This window comes from Alistipes sp. UBA6068 (assembly GCF_949428155.1).
Classification (GTDB): Bacteria; Bacteroidota; Bacteroidia; order Bacteroidales; family Rikenellaceae; genus Alistipes; species Alistipes muris.
In genome coordinates, this window is sequence record NZ_CASQFS010000006.1 from 98,447 (window position 1) to 119,710 (window position 21,264).

At 59.5% G+C, this 21,264-nt stretch carries 22 protein-coding genes; 16 read left to right on the forward strand and 6 right to left on the reverse strand.

All coding sequences use genetic code 11. The annotated features are described in order from the left end of the window. The first annotated feature begins 27 nt into the window (after window positions 1–27). The 5 genes from QVG21_RS04955 (at window position 28) to recJ (ending at window position 7,407) form a co-directional block, all read left to right on the forward strand. Window positions 28–1,029: a hypothetical protein gene (locus QVG21_RS04955; RefSeq protein ID WP_287922743.1), complete on the forward strand. Its 1,002-nt coding sequence runs from the start codon at window positions 28–30 to the stop codon at window positions 1,027–1,029. A 157-nt stretch (window positions 1,030–1,186) separates the two neighbouring features. Next, window positions 1,187–2,101 (forward strand): AraC family transcriptional regulator, encoded by a 915-nt coding sequence (locus tag QVG21_RS04960; RefSeq protein WP_251214905.1) that lies wholly within the window; start codon window positions 1,187–1,189, stop codon window positions 2,099–2,101. A gap of 1,591 nt (window positions 2,102–3,692) precedes the next feature. Then, window positions 3,693–4,580, forward strand: coding sequence for a lipoyl synthase (gene lipA / locus QVG21_RS04965; protein ID WP_287922745.1), 888 nt, complete (start codon window positions 3,693–3,695; stop codon window positions 4,578–4,580). 26 nt (window positions 4,581–4,606) lie between these two features. Continuing rightward, window positions 4,607–5,503 carry a lipoyl(octanoyl) transferase LipB gene (gene lipB / locus QVG21_RS04970; RefSeq protein ID WP_502871760.1) on the forward strand — a complete coding sequence of 299 codons (897 nt, stop codon included), beginning with the start codon at window positions 4,607–4,609 and terminating at the stop codon, window positions 5,501–5,503. Window positions 5,504–5,643: 140 nt separating this feature from the next. Next, a complete protein-coding gene (gene recJ, locus QVG21_RS04975) occupies window positions 5,644–7,407 on the forward strand; it encodes a single-stranded-DNA-specific exonuclease RecJ (protein WP_287922749.1) in 1,764 nt (587 codons plus the stop codon). A 175-nt stretch (window positions 7,408–7,582) separates the two neighbouring features. On the opposite strand, the gene QVG21_RS04980 is transcribed toward recJ, so the two are convergent. Continuing rightward, a complete protein-coding gene (locus QVG21_RS04980; protein ID WP_287922751.1) occupies window positions 7,583–8,113 on the reverse strand; it encodes a nitroreductase family protein in 531 nt (176 codons plus the stop codon). 55 nt (window positions 8,114–8,168) lie between these two features. Here QVG21_RS04980 and QVG21_RS04985 point away from each other — a divergent pair, with 55 nt between their 5' ends. The 7 genes from QVG21_RS04985 (at window position 8,169) to QVG21_RS05015 (ending at window position 13,201) form a co-directional block, all read left to right on the forward strand. Then, window positions 8,169–9,035 carry an HAD family hydrolase gene (locus tag QVG21_RS04985; RefSeq protein WP_287922753.1) on the forward strand — a complete coding sequence of 289 codons (867 nt, stop codon included), beginning with the start codon at window positions 8,169–8,171 and terminating at the stop codon, window positions 9,033–9,035. A gap of 122 nt (window positions 9,036–9,157) precedes the next feature. Continuing rightward, the gene (locus QVG21_RS04990; RefSeq protein ID WP_287922755.1) at window positions 9,158–9,793 is read left to right on the forward strand and encodes a hypothetical protein; all 636 of its coding nucleotides are present in this window, start codon (window positions 9,158–9,160) and stop codon (window positions 9,791–9,793) included. Next, window positions 9,790–10,548 (forward strand): hypothetical protein, encoded by a 759-nt coding sequence (locus QVG21_RS04995; protein WP_287922757.1) that lies wholly within the window; start codon window positions 9,790–9,792, stop codon window positions 10,546–10,548. Before QVG21_RS04990 ends, QVG21_RS04995 begins: the two co-directional genes overlap by 4 nt. Before the next feature lie 5 nt (window positions 10,549–10,553). Then, the gene (gene rdgB / locus QVG21_RS05000; RefSeq protein WP_287922759.1) at window positions 10,554–11,135 is read left to right on the forward strand and encodes an RdgB/HAM1 family non-canonical purine NTP pyrophosphatase; all 582 of its coding nucleotides are present in this window, start codon (window positions 10,554–10,556) and stop codon (window positions 11,133–11,135) included. 17 nt (window positions 11,136–11,152) lie between these two features. Further along, window positions 11,153–11,761 carry a GTP cyclohydrolase I FolE gene (gene folE / locus QVG21_RS05005; RefSeq protein ID WP_287922761.1) on the forward strand — a complete coding sequence of 203 codons (609 nt, stop codon included), beginning with the start codon at window positions 11,153–11,155 and terminating at the stop codon, window positions 11,759–11,761. A 146-nt stretch (window positions 11,762–11,907) separates the two neighbouring features. Beyond that, window positions 11,908–12,549 (forward strand): DUF4136 domain-containing protein, encoded by a 642-nt coding sequence (locus tag QVG21_RS05010; RefSeq protein ID WP_287922763.1) that lies wholly within the window; start codon window positions 11,908–11,910, stop codon window positions 12,547–12,549. Window positions 12,550–12,574: 25 nt separating this feature from the next. Then, complete coding sequence (locus QVG21_RS05015; RefSeq protein WP_251215098.1) at window positions 12,575–13,201, forward strand: outer membrane beta-barrel protein; 627 nt, start codon at window positions 12,575–12,577, stop codon at window positions 13,199–13,201. Window positions 13,202–13,257: 56 nt separating this feature from the next. On the opposite strand, the gene QVG21_RS05020 is transcribed toward QVG21_RS05015, so the two are convergent. The 5 genes from QVG21_RS05020 to QVG21_RS05040 form a co-directional block, all read right to left on the reverse strand. Next, window positions 13,258–13,464, reverse strand: coding sequence for a hypothetical protein (locus QVG21_RS05020; protein WP_251215099.1), 207 nt, complete (start codon window positions 13,462–13,464; stop codon window positions 13,258–13,260). 103 nt (window positions 13,465–13,567) lie between these two features. Continuing rightward, window positions 13,568–14,041 carry a hypothetical protein gene (locus QVG21_RS05025; protein WP_251215100.1) on the reverse strand — a complete coding sequence of 158 codons (474 nt, stop codon included), beginning with the start codon at window positions 14,039–14,041 and terminating at the stop codon, window positions 13,568–13,570. Continuing rightward, window positions 14,038–14,571: a hypothetical protein gene (locus QVG21_RS05030; protein ID WP_287922766.1), complete on the reverse strand. Its 534-nt coding sequence runs from the start codon at window positions 14,569–14,571 to the stop codon at window positions 14,038–14,040. Before QVG21_RS05030 ends, QVG21_RS05025 begins: the two co-directional genes overlap by 4 nt. After that, window positions 14,568–15,290, reverse strand: a complete 723-nt coding sequence (ubiE, locus tag QVG21_RS05035) for a bifunctional demethylmenaquinone methyltransferase/2-methoxy-6-polyprenyl-1,4-benzoquinol methylase UbiE (protein ID WP_251215102.1) — start codon at window positions 15,288–15,290, stop codon at window positions 14,568–14,570. The genes QVG21_RS05030 and ubiE overlap by 4 nt, the downstream gene beginning before the upstream one ends. Further along, window positions 15,287–16,531 (reverse strand): ABC transporter permease, encoded by a 1,245-nt coding sequence (locus QVG21_RS05040; protein WP_287922768.1) that lies wholly within the window; start codon window positions 16,529–16,531, stop codon window positions 15,287–15,289. Before QVG21_RS05040 ends, ubiE begins: the two co-directional genes overlap by 4 nt. A gap of 216 nt (window positions 16,532–16,747) precedes the next feature. Between QVG21_RS05040 and QVG21_RS05045 the strand changes: the two genes are divergently transcribed. The 4 genes from QVG21_RS05045 (at window position 16,748) to QVG21_RS05060 (ending at window position 21,248) form a co-directional block, all read left to right on the forward strand. Continuing rightward, on the forward strand, window positions 16,748–17,431 hold the full coding sequence (locus QVG21_RS05045; protein ID WP_287922821.1) for a zinc metallopeptidase: 684 nt from the start codon (window positions 16,748–16,750) through the stop codon (window positions 17,429–17,431). Continuing rightward, on the forward strand, window positions 17,431–19,005 hold the full coding sequence (locus QVG21_RS05050) for an SGNH/GDSL hydrolase family protein (RefSeq protein WP_287922770.1): 1,575 nt from the start codon (window positions 17,431–17,433) through the stop codon (window positions 19,003–19,005). The genes QVG21_RS05045 and QVG21_RS05050 overlap by 1 nt, the downstream gene beginning before the upstream one ends. Further along, window positions 19,002–20,507, forward strand: a complete 1,506-nt coding sequence (locus QVG21_RS05055; RefSeq protein WP_251215105.1) for an MBOAT family O-acyltransferase — start codon at window positions 19,002–19,004, stop codon at window positions 20,505–20,507. The genes QVG21_RS05050 and QVG21_RS05055 overlap by 4 nt, the downstream gene beginning before the upstream one ends. A gap of 84 nt (window positions 20,508–20,591) precedes the next feature. Beyond that, window positions 20,592–21,248, forward strand: a complete 657-nt coding sequence (locus QVG21_RS05060; protein ID WP_287922772.1) for a phosphatase PAP2 family protein — start codon at window positions 20,592–20,594, stop codon at window positions 21,246–21,248. Window positions 21,249–21,264: the final 16 nt, after the last annotated feature.

The following is a 21,264-nucleotide window of genomic DNA, read 5'->3' on the forward strand; positions in this document are numbered from 1 at the left end:
TTGTCCTCGGAACAACATCCCGTCCGCATGAAATTCGACATTGCCCGGCAAGCCTTCATACCGTCGTTTCTGACCCTCGCCGCTCTGGCCGCAGCCGCAGTCTACGGACCCGTAGCGGCCGCCGCGGCAGCATCCGCTGTGCCTGCCGTCGCCGGGACCGGGGTCGATTTCCGGCTGCCGGGCGAATTCCTCGTGCTGTTCCAAAACTCGTTTCCGGGCTGGGCCCGGGCGCTGACCTGCCTGCTGATTATCGTCACAGGCATCCGCACCGGCCACCTCACGGTCCGCTACAACCTCTATACGACAAACACCTGCATCGCCATCCCGCTCTACGGAGTTCTCGCAGGCGGGCTGACCGCCGGCGCCGCCGACCTGTCCATGTTCGTCAGCGCGCTGTTTCTGATACTGAGCATCAAGAACTTCTGCCGCTCCTACTCGACCAGCTACGCTTTCGACGCCATTTTCCGCGGCGCACTCTACTTAGGCATTCTGCTTATTCTTTCGCCCAAGGCGCTGCCGCTGATTCTGCTGCTGCCGCTGGCCGTGATTCACTTCCACCGCACGTTCCGCGAACTCATCGTCGCGCTTACGGGCCTGCTGCTTCCGGTATTGCTGCTGTGCTATGTCGGCTGGGGGCTCGGCAACGAATTCCATGCACCCCTGCTGGCTCTCGGCGAAAAACTTATCGCGGGCCAATGGCTGCTCTTCTTCGTCGAACTTCCGTTCGGAGTTCAACTACTGGGAGGCGCGGCCGTCGTACTGCTTATTTTTGCGATGCAGTATTTCTATGCCGACCTCTATGCCGTCAGCTCCAAATCGCGGAGCATCCTTGTCTATCACCTGGAAATCCTGCTTCTGATTGCCGCTGTCGCCTCTCTGCCCGGTGCCACGGTATCGGTCTTCGCACTGGCCGCCGTGCCGCTGTCCGCCCTGCTGCCGCTGTTTTTCGTGCGCGCCCACCCCGGAATCGCCCAACCGATCTATGCGCTCTGCCTGGCGGGAGCGGCCTGCAATATGGTTCTACAATAATATATTCGGGCCTAATATTAACAAATTCAGATTAATATATCCACATAAGACCGTATTTGTTATCCATAATTTTATAAATCAAAGTTTAGATTGTATATTTGAGGTGCAACAACAGTGACGCAACACTTGTTCGCAGAATTAAATTAACAATCTACACATGAAGAATTCAGTTAATTCGTCGGCCCAACAGCCGATGATTGTGAAGTATGTGGAAACACTTCACTCCGGCATCCAGTCACAGACCCTGTCGCGATATGCCATTGGCTACGTGTTGCGGGGGTCCATGTTCATCTACGACGGCGACAAACGCCGCCAGCTCACCCGAGGCGACATTTTCTACCTCGGAATCGGCCACCACTACATCGAGCATTTCCCCGAAAACGGCCAGCCCTTCGAGCAGATTCTTGTCTACTACACGCCGTCGGACCTCCAGCGCATCCTGCTGCACCTGAACATCACCTACGGGCTCAACATCTCCAATTCGCACTCCTGCGAAAACTGCAGCCACCGGATGCACGTATCCATGCCCGCATGGGGAAGCATCCGGAATTTTTTCACCAACGCCAACAACTACCTGCGCGACGAGGATTTCCACCACGACGAAACGGCCGAGAACATCAAGATGACCGAACTGATCTATCTGATTGCCTCGCACGAAGACTGCTGCATCAAAAGCAAACTGCTGAGCAACGTAGACGCCGCCAAGGAAAACTTCGAGCAAATCGTCTACGACCACATTTTCAAGGACATATCCATCGAGGAGCTGTCGCAGCTGACCAACCGTTCGCTCACCTCGTTCAAAAAGGAATTCCGGCGCCACTTCCAGATGCCGCCCCACAAGTGGTATATCCGTCAGCGTCTCATGCACTCGCGCCTGCTGCTGATTTCCACCTCGAAGTCGATTTCGGAAATCGGCAACGAATGCACGTTCCCCAACACCTCGCACTTCATCAAGCTGTTCAAGAAAGAATACCAGATGACGCCTGCCACCTATCGTGCCCGCCACATCAACACCTCGATGACCCTGGCGGAACCCGAAAAGAAAGAGGAAAGCATCCGCGAGGCGCTTTAATAAAAAATATTAATAATGACCCGTGTCCGGCGGCAAGCCGTTTCGATACGGCCGTAATTTTTACCAACCGACAAAAAAATATTACGAAAAATTTGGTTTTAGGTCGAATTACTTTTATATTTGTAATACGATAAGCGGGGTTCTCCCGCTCTCATTGACCTAACTAACCTAACCAAGAATTCCGGCGCCTGCGGCGCCGGAATTCTTCTTTACTTATATATAAGGTACAAACACAGGAAGTCCCCCGGCGCCGTGTTTGGTCGGTTCCGGGAGACTTCGAGGAAAGAGGATCGTTCGTTCTGGGGGCTGTTCTTAAATGATACTACGCATTTTATACGCGTCCGAGGCTCGGGGTTTCACCTCATAAAACCGAGAGTTGACTGTCTGTCGAACCATATATCCATAACGCCTTCTGAAGAGGTGAAAACGTCGGAAAATGGAACGGCACCACCGGAGAAACAAAAAAAACAGAAAGCAAAAAACCGAAAGAGAGAATTCGGGATTTCGATGTTACTGACAGAACGAAGAATTGTTTGTTTCTGACGTCAGCAAAAAACAAGGGGAGATTTGCCTTGGCGGGTTTCGCTTGTTTCTGCGCTGCTGTGCACCGCAATCGTCGTATTCAAAGAATCAAGCGCGCGAACGACGATACGCAAAAACGAACTTGTTGCAAGACGAAACAAAGATACAACCTGAAAAACCGTTTGTCAAGAGGAAAACACAAAAAAAATAATAATTCTGCGCGGCGCCCGGCTTGTGTCCATAGCACGACCGCCCCAGCCTGGGGTCTGCGAGGTGGGGATTGCGGATGCGCTGAATAGCTGGCGTATTCATCTGCGGCGGCTGGGGCCGGACGCATCTTCGATGCGGGCCGCCGCAGATGGCAACGCAGAGCGTTGCGGTGTTCTGCGGGAAAGGGCGGGGAGACGGTGTGGTTTTGTTCAGATTGCCACGGGCTTAACAGCCCTCGCAATGACGATGCTGTGAAACAGATTCTTAACTGCACTACGCCTGTTTCCCTCCTCCTTGCATGGCATAGCCTGCAAGTAGTCTCTGCGCATGCTGCGAGCGTCGGTTCGCTGACGCTCAAAATGACAGAGGGCAGCAGTATGTCATGTTGAGCGCAGCGAAACATCTGTGCGCCGAGTAATAGATTCTTCGTCGCCTACGGCTCCTCAGAATGACAGGGAGGGACGGGCAGAACGACAAGAGAGAAAGCAGGGAAACAACAGAAGATGAGAGCGAAGGAGAACGAAAGTAGCAAAGTGACAGGAGAAAAGGCGGGAGGGGGCAAGGGATGGTACAAAAGAGAAAGAGCAGAGTAAAAGAACAAAGGAGAAAAAGACGGTCTGAATGACAAAAACGGGGCAAAACGAGAAAGGAAGGGACAAGTAGGACAAAAGAGAAAAGGAGGACCGAAAGCGAAAACACTTTTGACCTTGGACCTTTCACTTTTCATCGACGAAAAAAATCCCCCTGCGGAACGGCTGTGCCGAAGATTCTTACGAACGGGAAGCAATAATCGGGATTTTCCGGGGAAATGTCGATTATTTTTCCTATTTTTGCATCAATTGGAAAATAGTGAACTTAAATGCCGAAGTTCCATGACAAGGTAGACGCACTCAGAAAACCCGGATGGCTGAAAATCCGTCTGCACCGCACGTCCGACTACGCCGACGTGCGACGGATCGTCGAAAAACACGAGTTGCACACCATTTGCAGCAGCGGCCGTTGCCCCAATCAGGCCGAATGCTGGAGCCGGAGGACCGCGACTTTCATGATTCTGGGCGAAATCTGTACGCGCGGCTGCCGCTTCTGCGCCACGCAGACCGGCCGGCCCCTTGCCCCCGACGCCGACGAACCCCGACGGGTTGCCGAAAGCGTTGCGCTGATGAAACTTAGGCATGTCGTCGTAACGTCTGTGACGCGCGACGACCTCCCCGACGGCGGAGCCCACCACTGGGCCGCGACCGTGGAGGCCGTCCGGCAGCAGAATCCCGACGCCGCCATTGAGCTCCTTATTCCCGATTTCGACGCACGGCCCGACCTGCTGGACGTGGTCGTCGCGCCGAAGCCCGACATCATCGGGCACAACATCGAAACCGTCGAGAGGTTGACGCCGCTGGTGCGCTCCAAAGCAACCTATCGGACCAGTCTGGAGACACTGCGCCACCTGAGCGAACGGGGCGCCGTGACCAAAAGCGGTCTGATGGTCGGCCTCGGCGAGAGCGATGAGGAAGTTTTGCAAACGCTGCACGACCTGCGCCAGGCAGGGGTCGGCATCGTGACGCTCGGCCAGTACCTTCGGCCTTCGTTGGAGCACTATCCCGTTGCGGCGTATGTCGCTCCCGAAAAATTCGACTGGTACAGGCTCCGGGCTCTGGAAATGGGCTTCAGCTACTGTGCGAGCGCGCCGCTGGTGCGGTCGTCGTACATGGCCGAAGAAGCGCTCCGCAAAGCGAAAGGCTCCGAGGCATGAAAGTCCGCTGCCGCGACCTCGGACCGATGGACTACGCCGCCTGCTGGGAATTGCAGCGGACGCTGTTCGAGGAACTCCTCGCGGAGAAAAACCGACGGCGGAACGGCTGCGGGGCGAAAGAAAGCGGCCCTGCGGCAGACAAGACAGACACAAGGCCGGACGACGCGGGCACGGTGCTGCTGGTCGAACACCCCCCGGTCTACACGCTGGGCAAAAGCGGCCACGCAGAAAACCTGCTGGTGGGCCGCACAGCCTTGGAGCAACTGGGAGCACAGTTCTTTCACATAGACCGCGGCGGCGACATCACGTTCCACGGACCGGGACAGTTGGTCTGCTACCCGATTCTCGACCTCGAACGGCTCGGAATCGGCCTGCGGGAATACATCGGCCGGCTCGAAGAAACGGTCATCCGCGTGGTGGCGCACTACGGCATTGCGGCGGGGCGTATAGACGGAGCTTCGGGCGTATGGCTCGGAGGAGCGGCCGAACAACGAAGCGCCGAAACGGAAAGAAACGCGGAAGATACCGACGGAAGAAACGCCGCAGAGAGCAAGGACGCAGAGACTGACGGAAGAAACGCCGCAGAGAAAAACGTCGCAGAGGAGCAGACCAGCGAAAAAAGCGCCAAGGAGGAACGGAGCGCCGGAAAAAGTACCGAAGAAACGGTCCGAATAAAAAGGGATGCGCCCCGCAAAATCTGCGCAATAGGCGTCCGCTCATCGCGTTATGTAACCATGCACGGGTTCGCGCTGAACGTCGACACCGATTTGGAGTGGTTTTCGCGGATCAACCCGTGCGGATTCAGCGACCGCGGCGTGACCTCGATGGCCCGCGAAACAAGGCGCGAAGTCGCCATGGAAGAAGTCAAACGGCTGGTTCTCGAAGAATTGGGAGAACAGCTGGGCGTTGAAATACGAATCTGACCCTTATCGGGCCGAAGCCTTGCGGCTCCCGCGGAACGAAACTGCGGCCTGCATGCCAAAACAAAACGAACGGTCGGCGAAACGGCCGTCCGCCGGAAAAAGAAGAAAGTAAATGTTAAAATATATAAATAATAGTTCATATGCCCATAGAAAAACGTTGGGTAGTGAAGCCGCAGGGCGATGCCGAAGCGGTGGCTGCGCTGGCGGCCGCGCTGAAACTTTCGCCTGTGCTGGCCAATCTACTCGTACAGAGAGGCATAGACACCGTAGAAAAGGCGGAAAAGTTCTTTAAGCCCACCCTCGCCGACCTCCACGACCCGTTCCTGATGAAGGACATGGACAAGGCGGTCGAACGGGTCGAACGGGCCGTCGCGAACAATGAGAAAATCATGGTTTACGGCGACTATGACGTCGACGGCTGCACGGCCGTGGCGCTGGTCTACAAGTTCCTCCGCCAGCTCGGGCACCAGAACCTGACTTTCTACATCCCCGACCGCTACACCGAAGGCTACGGTATTTCGGTCAAGGGCATCGACCTCGCAGCCCGCAAGGGCGTGGGGCTCATCATCGCCCTCGACTGCGGTATCAAGGCCACGGAAAAGGTCGTCTATGCCAAAGAGAAAGGCGTGGATTTCATCATCTGCGACCACCATCTTCCGGCCGAGGAGATCCCCCGTGCCGTAGCTGTGCTGGACCCCAAGCGGGTCGACTGCTCCTACCCGTTCGACGAACTGTCGGGCTGCGGCGTGGGATTCAAGCTCGTGCAGGCCTATGCCCAGAAAAACGGCATCCCGTTCGAGCGGATTCTCGGGCTGCTCGACCTGCTGGTCGTCAGCATCGCCTCCGACATCGTGCCGCTGGTCAACGAAAACCGCATCCTGGCCCACTTCGGGCTGAAGTACCTGAACCGCGAACCGTCGAAAGGACTGCTTTCCATCATCAAAATCTGCGGACTGGACAAGCACAACATCACCATCGACGACATCGTGTTCAAAATCGGCCCGCGCATCAACGCCGCAGGCCGCATGCGGATGGACGAGACGGACGAAAACGCGTCGCCGTCGGGCGGACATGCGGCTGTGGAACTGCTGATCGAGGGCAACGAGAGCGTCGCCGAGGAATTCGGCAACGTCATCGACGCCTACAACCAGGACCGCAAGTCGATAGACCGCTCCGTGACGCAGGAAGCCCACAACTACATCGAGAGCAACCCCGAACTGAAACGCCGCAAAAGCACCGTCATCTACAACCCGAAGTGGATGAAAGGAATCGTCGGAATCGTCGCATCACGGCTGATAGAGACCTACTACCGGCCCACGGTCGTGCTGACCATGAGCAACGGATTCGTGACGGGCTCGGCCCGCTCGGTACCGGGCTTCGACCTCTACCAGGCCGTCGAATCGTGCTCCGACCTGCTGGAAAACTTCGGCGGACACATGTATGCCGCGGGGCTGACGATGAAACCCGAGAACGTCGAGGAATTCACCCGGCGGTTCAACGATTTCGTCGAACAGCACATCGACCCGCAGATGCTGGTTCCGCAGGTCGACATCGACAGCGAACTGCTCTTCTCCGACATCACGCCCAAGTTCCGCGACCACCTCAACCGCTTCCAGCCTTTCGGCCCCGGCAACGCGGCCCCGGTCTTCGTGACCTACGGCGTGAGCAACCACGGCGATGCCAAGCTGGTCGGCATGGAGTGCGAACACCTGCGCATGGACCTGATGCAGCGGCAGAAGCCCAACACCAAAATCCAGTCGATTGCGTTCCAGCAACCCACCCACTACCAATGGGTCCGCGCGGGCAAGCCCATCGACGTATGCTACCAGATTGTCGAGAACCACTACCGCGGCTGCGTCACCACGCAACTGCGCATCAAGGACATCAAGCCAGTGGAGAAATAAGGTGAAAAGTGAAAGGTTAAAAGTGAAAGGTCAAAGGTGAAAAGTCTATCCGAATGCTTTTCGCATCTGACTGAAAAAGGTGAAAGGGCTTTTGCTCCTTTCACCTTTCTTTTTCAATCGCGCAGCAAGTTTCAATTCCGCTTACCTGCACCTTTCACTTTTCACCTTTCACTTTTCACTTCAGCCAAGTCACCCTTGCCGCGTCGTCGGCCGGGGGCAGGGGCGCGGGAACGAAATCGGAATAGCCCAAAGCGATGGCGCACAGAGGTTCGCAGCCGTCGGGAACGGGCAGGAAACTCCGCAGATAATCGGCCGCCATTTCCCCGTCGGGGGCATCCTTGAGCCGCGGGCGGCCGTCGACATGGACCCAGCACGAAGCTAGCCCCTCGTCCACGCAGGCCAGCTGCAACAGCGTCGCCGCGATGGCACAGTTTTCGCGCCAAAGGTCGGTCTTGGCCGTCTCGCCCAGGACCACGACAGCCAGCGGTGCCCCTTTCATGAACCCTGCGCCGTAATCGCGCATCCCGGCCATCCGGGCCACGGCGGCCGGGTCGTCGACCACCAAAAACCGCGTCGAACGGGTATTGCGCGACGAGGGGGCCGACAAAGCGGCGGCGAGCAACCGTTCCACCACTGCCCGGGGCACGGGCTCCGCCTTGAACTTGCGGACCGAACGGCGCATGCGTATGATTTCCTTGAACTCCATAAGCTGTTGTTTTCGAGCGCTTCTTGCAAAGATAATGAAAAAAGCGTATATTTGAATGGCAAAATATCCTTTCACCATGAACGACACCTACCGTTTCACCATCGCCCTGATCTACGACTTCGACGGGACGCTGGCCCCCGGCAACATGCAGGAATACGACTTCATCCCCGCCGTGGGCAAAAGCAACAAGGAATTCTGGACCGAAGCCAACTCGCTGGCCGAAGAGCAGGACGCCGACATGGTGCTCACCTACATGGCCCGCATGATTCAGGGCGCCAAGTCCAAGGGGCTGTCGCTCCGCCGCGAAGCTTTCCAGGAATCGGGACGCAAGGTCGCCCTGTTCCGCGGGGTGAAAGAGTGGTTCGCACGCATCAACCGCTACGGCGCCGAGCGCGGCATCCGCATCCTCCACTATATCAACTCGTCGGGGCTGAAAGAGATTATCGAAGGAACCGAAATCGCCTGCGAATTCCGCAAGATTTACGCCTGCTCGTTCCTCTACGACGTGGACGGCATCGCCTACTGGCCCGCCGTGGCGGTCAACTACACCAACAAGACGCAGTTCATCTTCAAAATCAACAAGGGGGTCGAATCGGTCTCCGACTCCAAGCTGGTCAACCGCTACATCCCCGAGAACGAACGGCCTGTGCCGTTCAGCCGGATGATCTACGTCGGCGACGGCACCACCGACATCCCCTGCATGCGGCTGGTCAAGAACTACGGCGGCCACTCCATCGCCGTCTACAACCCCGAACAGAAAGGAGCCCACAAGGAGATGGCGTCGCTCATCCAGGACAACCGCGTGAACCACGTCTGTCCGGCCGACTATTCGGAGGGCTCCAAAATCGACACGCTCGTGAAGCTGATTATCGACAAGCTCGACCTCGACGAAAAACTCCAGAAGCGCGAAACCATCTTCTGACCCGGCCCCCGGCAAGCGCGGGCCGAAAATCCGGAGCCCGACGGCAAATAAACCGCCGGTTTCTTGCAGGGGGGGGGAATTATCCTATATTTGTAACCGAAACCTGCCAAAACCCCGAACCTATGAAGAAACTACTGCTGCTGCTCTTGCTGGCGGCCATGCCCGCAGGACTGCTCGCGCAGGAAGAACCTGCCGCCATCCGAGTGCGCAGGCCGTTCACTCCGCAACACGAACTGCGCCTGACCGTCGGAGCCTACCCGATTCTGCCCTCCATGTTCGACTGGGAGGGCTGCGCCGACGGAATCTTTTACGACCGAACCCACCGCGGCCCGGTCTACACGAGCGGAACCTGGTCGCTGACCTACGACTATCGGTTCAAGAAGTGGTTCGACCTTGGGGTGACGCTCAGCTACTACGGCAAATACAGCCGCTCGTACAGCAACAGGGACTTTTCGCCCGTCGGCCGCAACCGGGCCCATGCTTTCACGGTCATGCCCGTCGTGCGCTTCACGTGGGTCAACTCCAGCTGGGTGCGCATGTACTCGACGCTGGGGCTCGGAGCGACGCTCTCCGGCGGACGCTTCGACCACAATTCGGACCGCTTCCGCAATGGCTTCCTCGCCTTTCAGCTCACGCCGATAGGCATTTCGGTCGGGCGCTCGCTGTTCGGATTCGCCGAACTGGGACTGGGCGCGCAGGGCGTCTTCATGATGGGTGTCGGCTACAAGTTCAAACCTCAAAACATGCGAGCAAAATGAAACGGGCATTGATATGGCTGGCGGCCGCGGCCGCGCTGACGGGCTGCAAAATCCATGAAGCCGAAGATTTCGACCCGACCCGAGAGGGCTTCTACATATTCCGGGAAGCGAACCGCTGCCTCGGGGAAACGGCCGCCGATGCGACGCGCGTGTTGCTTTTCGACCTCTACTACTCCGCCTCCGAAGAGGAGCGGGAAGTCGTGCACAATCGTTATTTCTACTCCTCGCGCATCGTCATTTCCGACGACGCATGCCACATTATCGACGGCACCAGCGACCTGATTATCTACACCGGCGGGCAGCCGCTCTCGGCCGAAGGGGCCGTTTGGCGATATGCCTATTCTTCGCAAAGCTGCCTGGAAAGCGAGATGCCGACAATCAGCTGCCGCAAGCACGAAACCGGACCGGACACCTACGACCTCCGGCTCCCCGACGGCAACCAACAATGGTCGGTGACGCCGTTCTACTGCAACCAGCCGCAGCCCGACGGCCCGACCCGCTACTGGTGCGAACTGAGAATCAACGGCACGGGCAATTTGTCCGAAGGGGTCTACTCCCCCGATTTCGGAACCGTCGCCTACGAAACACTCGAACCGCTGAAATACAATTCGGAAAAACGCTTGCAGTTCCAACGCGGAAAACTGAAGCTGACCGCGACAATCGACCACGAAGAAGTGGAGGTCGACGCCCGATATGTCGACGATGACCAAGTAGTGATCTTATACGGCTCCCACGGCAAAACTTATTGGTACTGAAAGAAATGGAAATCCTTTTCGCCACAAACAACGCCCACAAGCTGGCCGAAGCAAGCGCCGTGCTGGGCGACGGCTACCGCCTGGTGACCCCGCGTGACTGCGGAGTGACCGGAGAGATACCCGAAACGCAGCCCACCCTCGAAGGCAACGCGCTGCAAAAGGCCCGCTACCTGCACGCCCGCACGGGCCGCAACTGCTTTGCCGACGACACGGGGCTCGAAGTCGAAGCGCTCGGCGGAGCCCCGGGCGTACACTCGGCCCGCTACGCCACCGACGGTCACGACTTCGCGGCCAACAATCGGCTGCTGCTGCGAAACTTAGAGGGAAAAACGAACCGCCGGGCCCGGTTCCGCACGGTCATCGCGCTGATTCTCAACGGGGAAGAACACCTGTTCGAGGGCATTGTCGAGGGACAGATCATCCCCGCCGAACGCGGCGCCGAAGGATTCGGCTACGACCCGCTGTTCGTACCCGAGGGCGGCGACAAGACGTTCGCCGAGATGGACGCAGCCGAGAAAAACGCCGTCTCCCACCGTGGCCGTGCCGTGCGCAAACTTGCCGCCTATTTGCATTCCATCGAGAAATAACCTAACTTCGCGGCCCTATGGAGACAAAAAACTACGAAAAGGAAGAACGTTTCGACGCCGCGACCGTCGAAGCGCTCCGCGGCCATTATAGCGAAATCCTGCGCCTCCTGGGCGAGAACCCGGCCCGCGAAGGACTGCTGAAGACCCCCGAACGGGTGGCCAAGGCGATGTCGTTCCTGACGAAAGGCTACGACGAAAACCCGCTCGAAATCCTCCGCTCGGCGATGTTCCGCGAAGAATACAAACAGATGGTGCTGGTCAAGGACATCGAACTCTACTCGCTCTGCGAACACCACATGCTGCCGTTCTACGGCAAAGCCCACGTGGCCTACATCCCCGACGGCCGCATTACGGGCCTGTCGAAGATAGCCCGCGTAGTGGAGTGCTTCGCCCGGCGGCTGCAGGTACAGGAACGGCTGACCGTCCAAATCCGCGACTGCATCCAGGAAGCGCTCAACCCGATGGGGGTGGCGGTGGTCATCGAAGCGAGCCACATGTGCATGCAGATGCGCGGCATCGAGAAACAACAGTCGGCGACGACGACTTCGGCGTTCACGGGCATCTTCCTTTCGGACCACCGCACGCGCGAAGAGTTCATGACGCTGATTTCCCACCGATACCGCTAACGGTGCGCAACCGTTTTCGTTCGGACGCTTTCTTCGCAGAGAGCGTCTTTTTTTATGACCCGTCCGGTTTTTCCGGAGCACACAACCGCTTGCGGAACGAATTTTGAAACATTCCGCCCGACAGCAAACCATAAATCTGAAAAACCATGACCGTCAAAACCATTCACTTCTTAGCGATCGCACTGCTCGCGGCTGCGGTCAGCTCGTGCCAGAAGGACCCGTCGACATCGGCCCTGCACCGGGAGTACTTAGTCTACACCGACCGCGACCGCGCCGCCGACTTCGCGGCTTTCGAGACCTTCTATCTGCCCGACAGCATTCTGATTATCGGCAGCAACAAACAAACCGAATACTGGAAGGACGCCGACGCGCTTGAAATCGTCGGCACCGTAGCCTTCGAGCTGGAAGCGGCCGGATTCCTGCGGACTTCCGAAAAACAAAACGCCGACTTAGGCGTCCAACTGAGCTATGTGGAACGCGAAACCTACTTCGTCGGCTCGAACAACCCCTACTGGTGGTGGTACTATCCCTACTACTGGAGCCCGGGCTACTGGGGCGACTGGATGGGCTGGTTCTACCCCTACCGTGTCTACTACGGCTACACGGCCGGGTCGCTGCTGCTCGAAATGATGGACCTGAAAGCCACCCGGGTCGAAGGCAAACGCCTGCCCGTCGTCTGGGACAGCTTCATGAGCGGTCTGCTGACCTCGAATGCCAGCCTCAACCAGGAACGCACGCTCCAAGCCGTCGAACAGGCTTTCGCGCAATCGCCCTACCTCTACGAATAACCGATCACCATTTTACGCAGCAATCATGAAAACGACAAAATACCTCCGTATTGCAGCGCTCTGCACCCTGTTGCTGGCCCTTGCCCGGCCCGGTCAGGCGCAAATCTTCCCCAAGTCCTACATCAACATCGACTGGCAAGTCAACGTCCCGCTGGGCAAATCGTTCGCCGACAAGGCTTCGGGCTGGGGCATGAACTTCGAGGGCGGCTACCGCATCACGCCGGCCGTGGCCGTGGGTCCGTTCATCTCGTTCCACACCAACCTCCAGAACATCGACCGCCGGACGCTCTACCTGAACGACGGCTCGGCGCTGACGACCAACCAGAAACACGCCGTATTCCAACTGCCGTTCGGTGCGACGGGCCGCTACAGCTGGCTCAACGACAGCATCTTCCAACCCTACGTCGGGATGAAGCTGGGCGCCTGCTACTCGCAGTTCTCGTCGTACTACTATGTTATCAAGCAGTACGAAAACACCTGGGGATTCTACCTCTCGCCCGAAGTAGGCGTCTCGATCTTCCCCAATCCGAACTACCGTTTCGGACTGCACCTCGCACTCTATTACAGCTACGCGACCAACAGCACCAACCTGCTCACCTACAAGGTCGACAACCTCAGCAACTTCGGCCTGCGGGTAGGTATTTCGTTCTAATGAAAAGAGGGCTCCTGGAATCGTCCAGGAGCCCTCTTTTTTCCGTACCGGATTGGTTATTCGGCAGCAGCTTCGCACTTCTCGCAAGCCGTCGAATCGCACTTCTCGCACTCACCGGTGCAAGCGGTTTCAGCAGCAGCTTCCACAACAGCAGTCTCTTCAGCAGCAGCGGCAGCCTCGGCAGCCTTCTTGTTGGCGTTGCCGCAGCAGCCTACCATAGCCACAGCAGCGAGAACCACAACGAAAGAAAAAATCTTTTTCATAGCTTCAAACGTTTGAAATTAGTTGTTTTACATCGCCGCAAAGTTAGACAATCGTAAGAAATATGCAAGGAAATTCCAAGATTTTTCCGAATCGCACCGCCGCTCAATACCGGAAATCGCGCAGCGAAAGCGGCTCGCTTTTGGGAAAAGCCTTGGGGAAAGTGCCCGACACGCGGCCTTTGAGAATGATGGCTTCCTCAAGGGTCAGGCAATTGCCCACCGTCACCCGGAAATAGGGATTTTCGTAGAACATGTAGACCGGCGTGCCGGGGAACGTCTCCTCGAAGAGCTCCTTGGCCGCCGCCGCACCCGCCCTGGCGTTGTGGCCATTGTCGGAAAAGATGCACACCCGGTAGGCCTTGAGCGCCGGGGTCCGGACGCTCCGCGACGCTTCGGCCACCGCTTCCGCCGCGTCGCCGTATTCGGTCACCGTCACCGTGGCCGGGGTCTGCGCATACGGCGTCGCCGCAGGCCGGGCCAGCCGTCCCTTGAAGGCGCCGAGCGACTGAGCCGCCGCCGGACGCCCGCACAATGCCGCTGCAAATACCAGCAGCCCAATCAGATACTTATTTATCACGGTTCAAAATGGTTTTGCAGTTCTTCCAACTCCACGCCAAAGGTATTCAAAAATTCGTACAAAGGGACCTTCCCGCGGAAAATATTCAAGGGCACCGGACCGCATCGGCCCTCCGCCGCGCAGTCGACCGCAACGGAAGCGATTTGCTGCTGCCGGATGCGCCGCGCAAAAGCGTAAAGCGTAAAGGGGTCCGAAATCCGCAGGCGCCAGCGGGTCGCAATGCTCTGCGTGGTATGGCGTTCGGCCGTGACCGGGTCGCAGAGCTCCGCCCCCACGACGAACGACGGACCCATGAAAATGTCGAGCGAAGCCTTGTCCAGCACCAACTTATAGCCCGTGTCGTTGCGCAGGCGCAGCACAACGTCCAGCTCCGTCAGACCGCGCATCCCAACCCGTTCGACCGCTTCGACACGGATGTTTTCCCGCGCCTTTTCCAGCTTCCGGCGACACGAAGTCATCCCCGCGCACACCGCAAGGCACAACAACAAGAAAAATATTTTACGCGTAGCACTCATATCCGAAAGGGTCATCGCCGCACACCTATATATATATACGCTATCCCGCCGCTCAGGCTCCGGGCCCGGCAGTCGGCGAATCCGGCACGGCCCATCATCGCCAAGAACGCTTCGGGCGAGGGAAATTCCCCCACCGAAGCAGGCAAATAGTCGTAGGCCCGGCGGTCGTGGGAGACCATCCCGCCCACCCACGGCAGAATCCTGCAAAAATAGAACCCGAACAGCGCCCGGAACAACCGGCTGCGCGGCCGCGAGAACTCCAATATAACGACTTTGCCCCCGGGTTTTATTGCGCGGGCCAACCCGCACAGCCCCGCGTGGAGGTCGCCGAAGTTGCGCACGCCGAACGCCACCGTCGCCGCGTCGTAGCAGGCTTCGGCCGTGGGATGTTCGGCGTCGCCCTGGTGCAGTTCGATACGCTCCGCAAGTCCCTGCGCCGCCACCTTGCGGCGGGCTTCGGCCAACATTCTGTCCGACAAATCGACGCCCGTGACATGCGCACCGGGGATATGCCGCGCCAGCTCGATGGCCAGATCGCCCGTACCCGTCGCCATGTCGAGAATCTGCGCGGGAGCCCCCCGGCGCACCTCCACGACCACGCGGCGGCGCCACCAGCGGTCGACGTTGAGCGACAGCGTGTGGTTCAGCAAATCGTAGCGCGGAGCGATGCTGTCGAACATTTCGCGCACCTCTTCCTTCTTGGAAGCACGTGTATTATAAGGTTTTACCGTCATTCGTAGCGGAGTGCTTCAACAGGTTTTATCTTCGAGACGGCCGAAGCCGGGACTATCAGCAGGGCCACGATGACCGCCAACACACCGACGTTGAGCAGCAGCAGCCAGCTTCCTCCCAGCGCAACCGGAACTTCGGACAGCAGATAGCCCTCGGCGTCGAGCTTCGCCACCCCGGTCCATTGCTGCAACAGACACAGCGCCAGCCCGATGCCGTTGCCCCACGCCATGCCCCGCAGGGCGATGAAAGCGGCCCGGCACAGAAATATCCGGCGCAAGGGGCCGTTGCGCATTCCCAACGACTTGAGCAGCCCGATCATCCGCGTGCGCTGCATGACGATGACAAGCAGCGCCGTCGTCATGTTGAAAAACGCCACCGCCAGCATGATGCCGATGATGACCGCCGCGTTGACGTCGTGAGCCTTGAGCCAGTCGAAGATGTTGGCGTACTGCTCCCCGACGCTCCGCACGGTGAGGTTGTCGCCGAGACCGCTCTCGTCGTAGAACAGCGCCCGGTCGAGCCGCCGCGCGAAATCGTCGGAAGCGGCCAGGCCGTCGGCAAATATTTCGTAGCCCGTAACCAAGTCGGGACCCCAATCGGAGAGCCGCTGGACGTTGCGCAAATCGGTCATGACCACCGTGTTGTCCATCTCGTCCATCCCCGACGCATAGATTCCGGCCACCTTGAAGCGGTCGCGGCGGGGCATGTCGCCGTGCTCCACGAAGAGCATCTCCACCCGGTCGCCCACCCCCAGCATCAGCCGCCGGGCCAGATTGCGCGAGAGCAGAATATCCTTGGTCCGCACCGAACCGCCCACGCGCGGCAGTTCGCCCTCGACGAGCCATTCGCCGAACGTGCGCCAGTCGTAACTGCCGTCGACCCCCTTGAGCAGAATCCCCTCGACCGCGTCGTCGGTGCGGACGATGCCGCCGCGCACGGCATAGGGGGTCAGCGAAACGAACCCGTCGGCCGAACGAATCAACGCTTCGAGCTCGCCGCTCCGCCGCACGGGAGCCGGGCTCAGCGACCGCACGCTCCGGACATCGGTCAGCGTCGCATGGGCCGCAAACCCGGTAATCTTGCGCGAGACCTCGCGCTTGAAACCCATCATCACGGCCAGCGTCAGAACCATCACCCCCACGCTCAGCGCTACCGACACCACGGCGATGCGCTCCATGACCCCGGACTTCTCTCCGGGTGCGGGCCGCGCCGTGCGGCGCGCTATGAAAAAGGCGAGATTCACAGTGAGGTACGATTTATGGGAAATCCATGCAAAGTAACATAAAAATTCGTATTTTTGCCCCACCGGACGGCATTTTTGTGCAGCGCGGGTCCGCCTGCCGCAACGGCCGTCGCGGGGCACGCACCCCAAAAACCGCAGCTTATGATCATGCAACCCCTTGTCGCACTGCTCCATGCAGCGCTCTACGTCAACCGTTACGCCAACGACCCGGCCTCGATGGGCATCTTCGTGCTCATCATCGTCATCGGTATCGCCGGATACATCGTGCAGGCGCGGCTCCAGTCGGTCTTCGCCAAATACTCCGAGGTCCGCTTCCCGGGCGGGCTCACGGGTGCCGAAGTGGCCGAGAAGATGCTGCGCGACAACAACATACACAACGTGCGCGTGACCCATGTCAAGGGCCACCTGACCGACCATTTCGACCCGCGCAACATGACCGTCAACCTCAGCGAATCGGTCTACTCGTCCGACAGCGTGGCGGCGGCCGCCGTTGCGGCCCACGAATGCGGCCATGCCATCCAGCACGCCCGCGACTACGCCCCGCTGCGGCTACGCTCGCAGCTGGTTCCCGTGGTGACGTTCTCTTCCAAGGCGGCCATGATTACCATCATCGTCGGCCTGCTTATCATGGCGGCGACCAACAACGAACTTGTCTGCTGGATCGGCGTGGGACTCATCGCCATGTCGGCCCTCTTTTCGATAGTCACCCTGCCCGTCGAATACAACGCTTCGGCCCGCGCCCTGGAATGGCTGGAAAGCAGCCGCACCATGCAGGGTGCCCAGCTTGCACAAGCCAAGGAAGCCCTTTCGTGGGCCGCGCGGACCTACTTAGTTGCGGCCGTGAGCGCCATCGCCTCGGTACTCTACTACGTCTTTCTGATTCTCGGACGCCGCCGCTGATGGAACGGGCCCCCGAAAACTACACCCGCAGCGGATGGATTGCGGCCGCGGCGCTCCTCGGAGTGCTCGTGGCCGTGAGTTTCATCCCCCCGCAGAGCGTGGGCGGCGTGAAGTTCCGGCGTGCCAACATCCTCTCGGACTTGGTGGCTTTCGACGACAGCGCGGCCGACACCCCCTCGTCGGCGGTCTTCGACGAAGAAGAATTCCATGTCGACATGGCCGAAGTGGCCGAACGTATCGAAACCGAAGTGGCCACGCCCCATGTGCAGACCCTTTTCGAGTGGACCATCGGCCGCGACACCACCCTGCGGCCCCTCTTCAGGCCCGACACCGTGTGCCCCGAACGGCACATCGTCCCCATCGAAGAATACGATTCGGTCCGCACAGACGGCATGCGGGCGTTCTACGACAAACTGCTCACCGACGGGCGCCCCGTGCGCATCGCCGTGCTGGGCGATTCGTTCATCGAGGGCGACATCCTGACGGCCGACCTGCGCGAACGCATGCAGGAGACCTTCGGCGGGGGCGGCCCGGGCTTCGCACCCGTGGCATCGCCGCTCACCTACTTCCGCCGCACGGTCAAGACCGTGTCCAAGGGCTGGACCGCCTACAACATCATGCAGCGCAAGAAGACCCCCGAAAGCCTGCGCCAGAAATTCTACGTCTCGGGCTGGGTGTGCCAGGCCGGACCCGGCGCCTCGACGCGCTGGGAACCCACCGCCTACCGCCGCAAACTCGACGACTGCACCTACGGGCGCATCTTCTTCCTCTCGCCCGACAGCAGTCGTGTCGAAGTGACGGTCAACGACACGCTGCGGCAGGAATTCGCCATCGCGGGCGACCCCTCCGTCCGGCAAATCGCCGTGACGGCACCCCGCATCGGCTCGCTGGGCTTCCGCGTAGTGCGGGGCCACGAACGGTTCGTGGGCTACGGCGCCGTCATGGAGGGCGAGGGGGTGAGCGTGGACAACTACTCGATCCGCAGCAACAACGGGCAGGCCATGTTCTGGACCGACCCCTCGGTCGACGCCCAGATCGACGCCATGCTCGACTACGACCTTGTCATCCTGCAATACGGGCTCAACATCATGCAGCAGGGGGTCTACAACTACACGAACTACGCCGCCAAAATCGAGAAGATGGTGGGCTTCGTGCGCGAATGCTTCCCCGGCGCCGCGGTTCTGGTCATGGGGGTCAGCGACCGCTCGGTGCGCAGCGACACCGATTTCGAGCGGATGGACGCCGTGCCCCACATGATTTCGTACCAACGGCTTGCCGCAAGGCGTTCGCAGGCCGCGTTCTGGCCCACGAGCGACGCCATGCGTGCGCTGGGCGGCATGGAACGCTTCGTCCGCAACGGCTGGGCGGGCAAGGACTACACCCACATCAACTACGCCGGAGGCACCCGCATAGCCCATGCGCTTTTCGACGCGCTGAACCACCGCGCCTGCACCCTCCGCCGAAGCCACCGGCAACGGCAGCCCGAGGTTCCGGTGATGGATTCGCTCCAGCACGAACGCATCCGGCGGCAGCTGCTCTACCGCCCCCGGCCCATCGACCCCTCCGCACCATGATGCTGCCCGCGACGGACGACATAGCCGCCCGCCTCGGGGCGCTGCTCACCTACGACGCTTCTTCGCCGCTGATTTTCAGCAGCGGATTGTTTCTGTTCCTGTTCACCGGGTTCCTGCTCCTCTACGCCGCGTTCCACCGCAGGCCGACCGCGCGCATCGTCTATGTCATCCTTTTCTCGCTCTACTTCTACTACAAGTCGAGCGGCATCTACTTCCTGCTGCTGATTTTCGCCGCCGCGAGCGACTACTGGATAGCCCGCGCCATCTTCAACACCATCGACCGGCGCACGAAGCGCTGGCTCGTGGCGCTGAGCGTGGCCGTCAACCTCGGGATGCTGGCCTACTTCAAGTATACCAACTTCTTCATCGAAATCTCCAACCAGCTCTTCGGGCAGGGGTTCCTCCAGTTTCAGAACATCTTCCTGCCGGTCGGCATTTCGTTCTTCGTCTTCCAGTCGATGAGCTACACCATCGACGTCTACCGCGGACGGCTGTGGCCGCTCAACAACTGGCTCGACTACCTGTTCTACCTCTCGTTCTTCCCGCAGCTGGTCGCCGGGCCCATCGTCCGCGCCCGCGACTTCATCCCCCAAATCCGGCAGAACCCCGTCATCGTCACGCGCGAAATGTTCGGCACGGGCATCTTTCTGATTCTGAGCGGTCTGTTCAAGAAAGCCGTCGTGTCGGACTTCATTTCGCTCAACTTCGTCGACCGCGTTTTCGACGAACCGCTGCTCTACACCGGATTCGAGTGCCTCATGGGCATCTACGGCTACGCCCTGCAAATCTACTGCGATTTCTCGGGCTACTCGGACATGGCCATCGGCATCGCGCTGCTCCTGGGCTTCCGCTTTCCCAAGAACTTCGACGCCCCCTACAAGTCGGCCACCATCACCGAGTTCTGGCGGCGGTGGCACATCTCGCTCTCGTCGTGGCTGCGCGACTACCTCTACATCTCGCTCGGCGGCAACCGCAAGGGTCGGGCGCGGACCTACGCCAATCTGCTGATAACGATGATATTGGGCGGACTATGGCACGGGGCCGCCCTGCGGTTCGTACTTTGGGGCGCGTTGCACGGCGTGGCGCTGGCGCTCCACAAGCTGTGGATGTCGCTCGTTCCGGGAGCCAAGGCGACCGGGGCCGAGATGCACCCCGTATGGCGCGGTCTGGGCATCTTGCTGACGTTCAACATAGTATGCTTCAGCTGGCTGCTGTTCCGCGCCGAATCCATGCAGACCGTCACCCTGATGCTCCACCAAATCGTCCGCAACTTCAACGCCCCGGTCATCCCGCAGGTGGTGGCCGGCTACACGGCGGTCTTCGCCCTTATCGCCGCCGGATACGCGCTGCACTTCCTGCCGAGCAGGGCCGACACCCTCGCCCGGCACACCGTCGCCCGGTCGCCGCTGCCCATGCAGGTGCTGCTCGTCGCCGCGATGATCTGGTGCGTCATGCAAATCAAGTCGAGCGACATACAGCCGTTCATCTATTTCCAGTTCTGAACAATGAATAATGAATATTTAATAGTGAATAGTGTCTGCCGAAATTATTCACTATTCATTATTAACCATTAATTCCCGCTTAAAGTGTACGACTTCGACCACGGCCTTTTCCTGGCGCTCAACTTCGACGGCGGTCCGGTCATGGACTGCATCATGCTCGCCGTTTCGGGCACGCTGCTGTGGCTGCCGCTCTACGGCCTGATCATGTGGCTCGTATGGCGCCGCTACGGGTGGCGCAGCCTGCTGATATTCATCGTGCTGATGTCGGCGGCCATCGCCCTTTCCGACATGGTTTCGGGCATCTTCAAGCACAACGGAGTGCTGGGCGGGCTGCTGCCCGATTTCCAGCCGCGCTGGCGGCCCATGTTCACCCCCGAACTCGAAGGGCTGGCCGTCGCACCCGATTCGCTCGTGGCTATCCGCCGCGCCGCCATGCCCGGCGACTGGGCAGTGCACGTTCCGGCCGGAGCCGTGAGCGGTCATTACGGCACCGTATCGGCCCACGCCGCCACCATCGTGGCCCTTGCCGTACTCTCGGTCAGCGTTATCCGCCGCCGCTGGTTCGCATGGCTCATGACCGCCTGCACGCTCCTTATCTGCTACTCGCGCATCTATCTGGCCAAGCACTTCCCCATGGACTTGGTGTGGGGGGCGCTCGTCGGCGGGCTCCTCGGGTGGGGCGCCTGGCGGATTTTCCGACGCTTCGCGCAATACTTCGCCGACCGCAAAAATTGCTACTGAACACGCCATTGAACCC

What these genes read in the sequence shown, in the direction of transcription:
- QVG21_RS04955 (WP_287922743.1), top strand. Translation starts at nt 28, where the DNA reads ATGAAATTCGACATTGCCCGGCAAGCCTTCATACCGTCGTTTCTGACC.
- QVG21_RS04960 (WP_251214905.1), top strand. Translation starts at nt 1,187, where the DNA reads ATGAAGAATTCAGTTAATTCGTCGGCCCAACAGCCGATGATTGTGAAG.
- lipA (WP_287922745.1), top strand. Translation starts at nt 3,693, where the DNA reads ATGCCGAAGTTCCATGACAAGGTAGACGCACTCAGAAAACCCGGATGG.
- lipB (WP_502871760.1), top strand. Translation starts at nt 4,607, where the DNA reads ATGGACTACGCCGCCTGCTGGGAATTGCAGCGGACGCTGTTCGAGGAA.
- recJ (WP_287922749.1), top strand. Translation starts at nt 5,644, where the DNA reads ATGCCCATAGAAAAACGTTGGGTAGTGAAGCCGCAGGGCGATGCCGAA.
- QVG21_RS04980 (WP_287922751.1), bottom strand. Translation starts at nt 8,113, where the DNA reads ATGGAGTTCAAGGAAATCATACGCATGCGCCGTTCGGTCCGCAAGTTC.
- QVG21_RS04985 (WP_287922753.1), top strand. Translation starts at nt 8,169, where the DNA reads ATGGCAAAATATCCTTTCACCATGAACGACACCTACCGTTTCACCATC.
- QVG21_RS04990 (WP_287922755.1), top strand. Translation starts at nt 9,158, where the DNA reads ATGAAGAAACTACTGCTGCTGCTCTTGCTGGCGGCCATGCCCGCAGGA.
- QVG21_RS04995 (WP_287922757.1), top strand. Translation starts at nt 9,790, where the DNA reads ATGAAACGGGCATTGATATGGCTGGCGGCCGCGGCCGCGCTGACGGGC.
- rdgB (WP_287922759.1), top strand. Translation starts at nt 10,554, where the DNA reads ATGGAAATCCTTTTCGCCACAAACAACGCCCACAAGCTGGCCGAAGCA.
- folE (WP_287922761.1), top strand. Translation starts at nt 11,153, where the DNA reads ATGGAGACAAAAAACTACGAAAAGGAAGAACGTTTCGACGCCGCGACC.
- QVG21_RS05010 (WP_287922763.1), top strand. Translation starts at nt 11,908, where the DNA reads ATGACCGTCAAAACCATTCACTTCTTAGCGATCGCACTGCTCGCGGCT.
- QVG21_RS05015 (WP_251215098.1), top strand. Translation starts at nt 12,575, where the DNA reads ATGAAAACGACAAAATACCTCCGTATTGCAGCGCTCTGCACCCTGTTG.
- QVG21_RS05020 (WP_251215099.1), bottom strand. Translation starts at nt 13,464, where the DNA reads ATGAAAAAGATTTTTTCTTTCGTTGTGGTTCTCGCTGCTGTGGCTATG.
- QVG21_RS05030 (WP_287922766.1), bottom strand. Translation starts at nt 14,571, where the DNA reads ATGACCCTTTCGGATATGAGTGCTACGCGTAAAATATTTTTCTTGTTG.
- ubiE (WP_251215102.1), bottom strand. Translation starts at nt 15,290, where the DNA reads ATGACGGTAAAACCTTATAATACACGTGCTTCCAAGAAGGAAGAGGTG.
- QVG21_RS05045 (WP_287922821.1), top strand. Translation starts at nt 16,748, where the DNA reads ATGGGCATCTTCGTGCTCATCATCGTCATCGGTATCGCCGGATACATC.
- QVG21_RS05050 (WP_287922770.1), top strand. Translation starts at nt 17,431, where the DNA reads ATGGAACGGGCCCCCGAAAACTACACCCGCAGCGGATGGATTGCGGCC.
- QVG21_RS05055 (WP_251215105.1), top strand. Translation starts at nt 19,002, where the DNA reads ATGATGCTGCCCGCGACGGACGACATAGCCGCCCGCCTCGGGGCGCTG.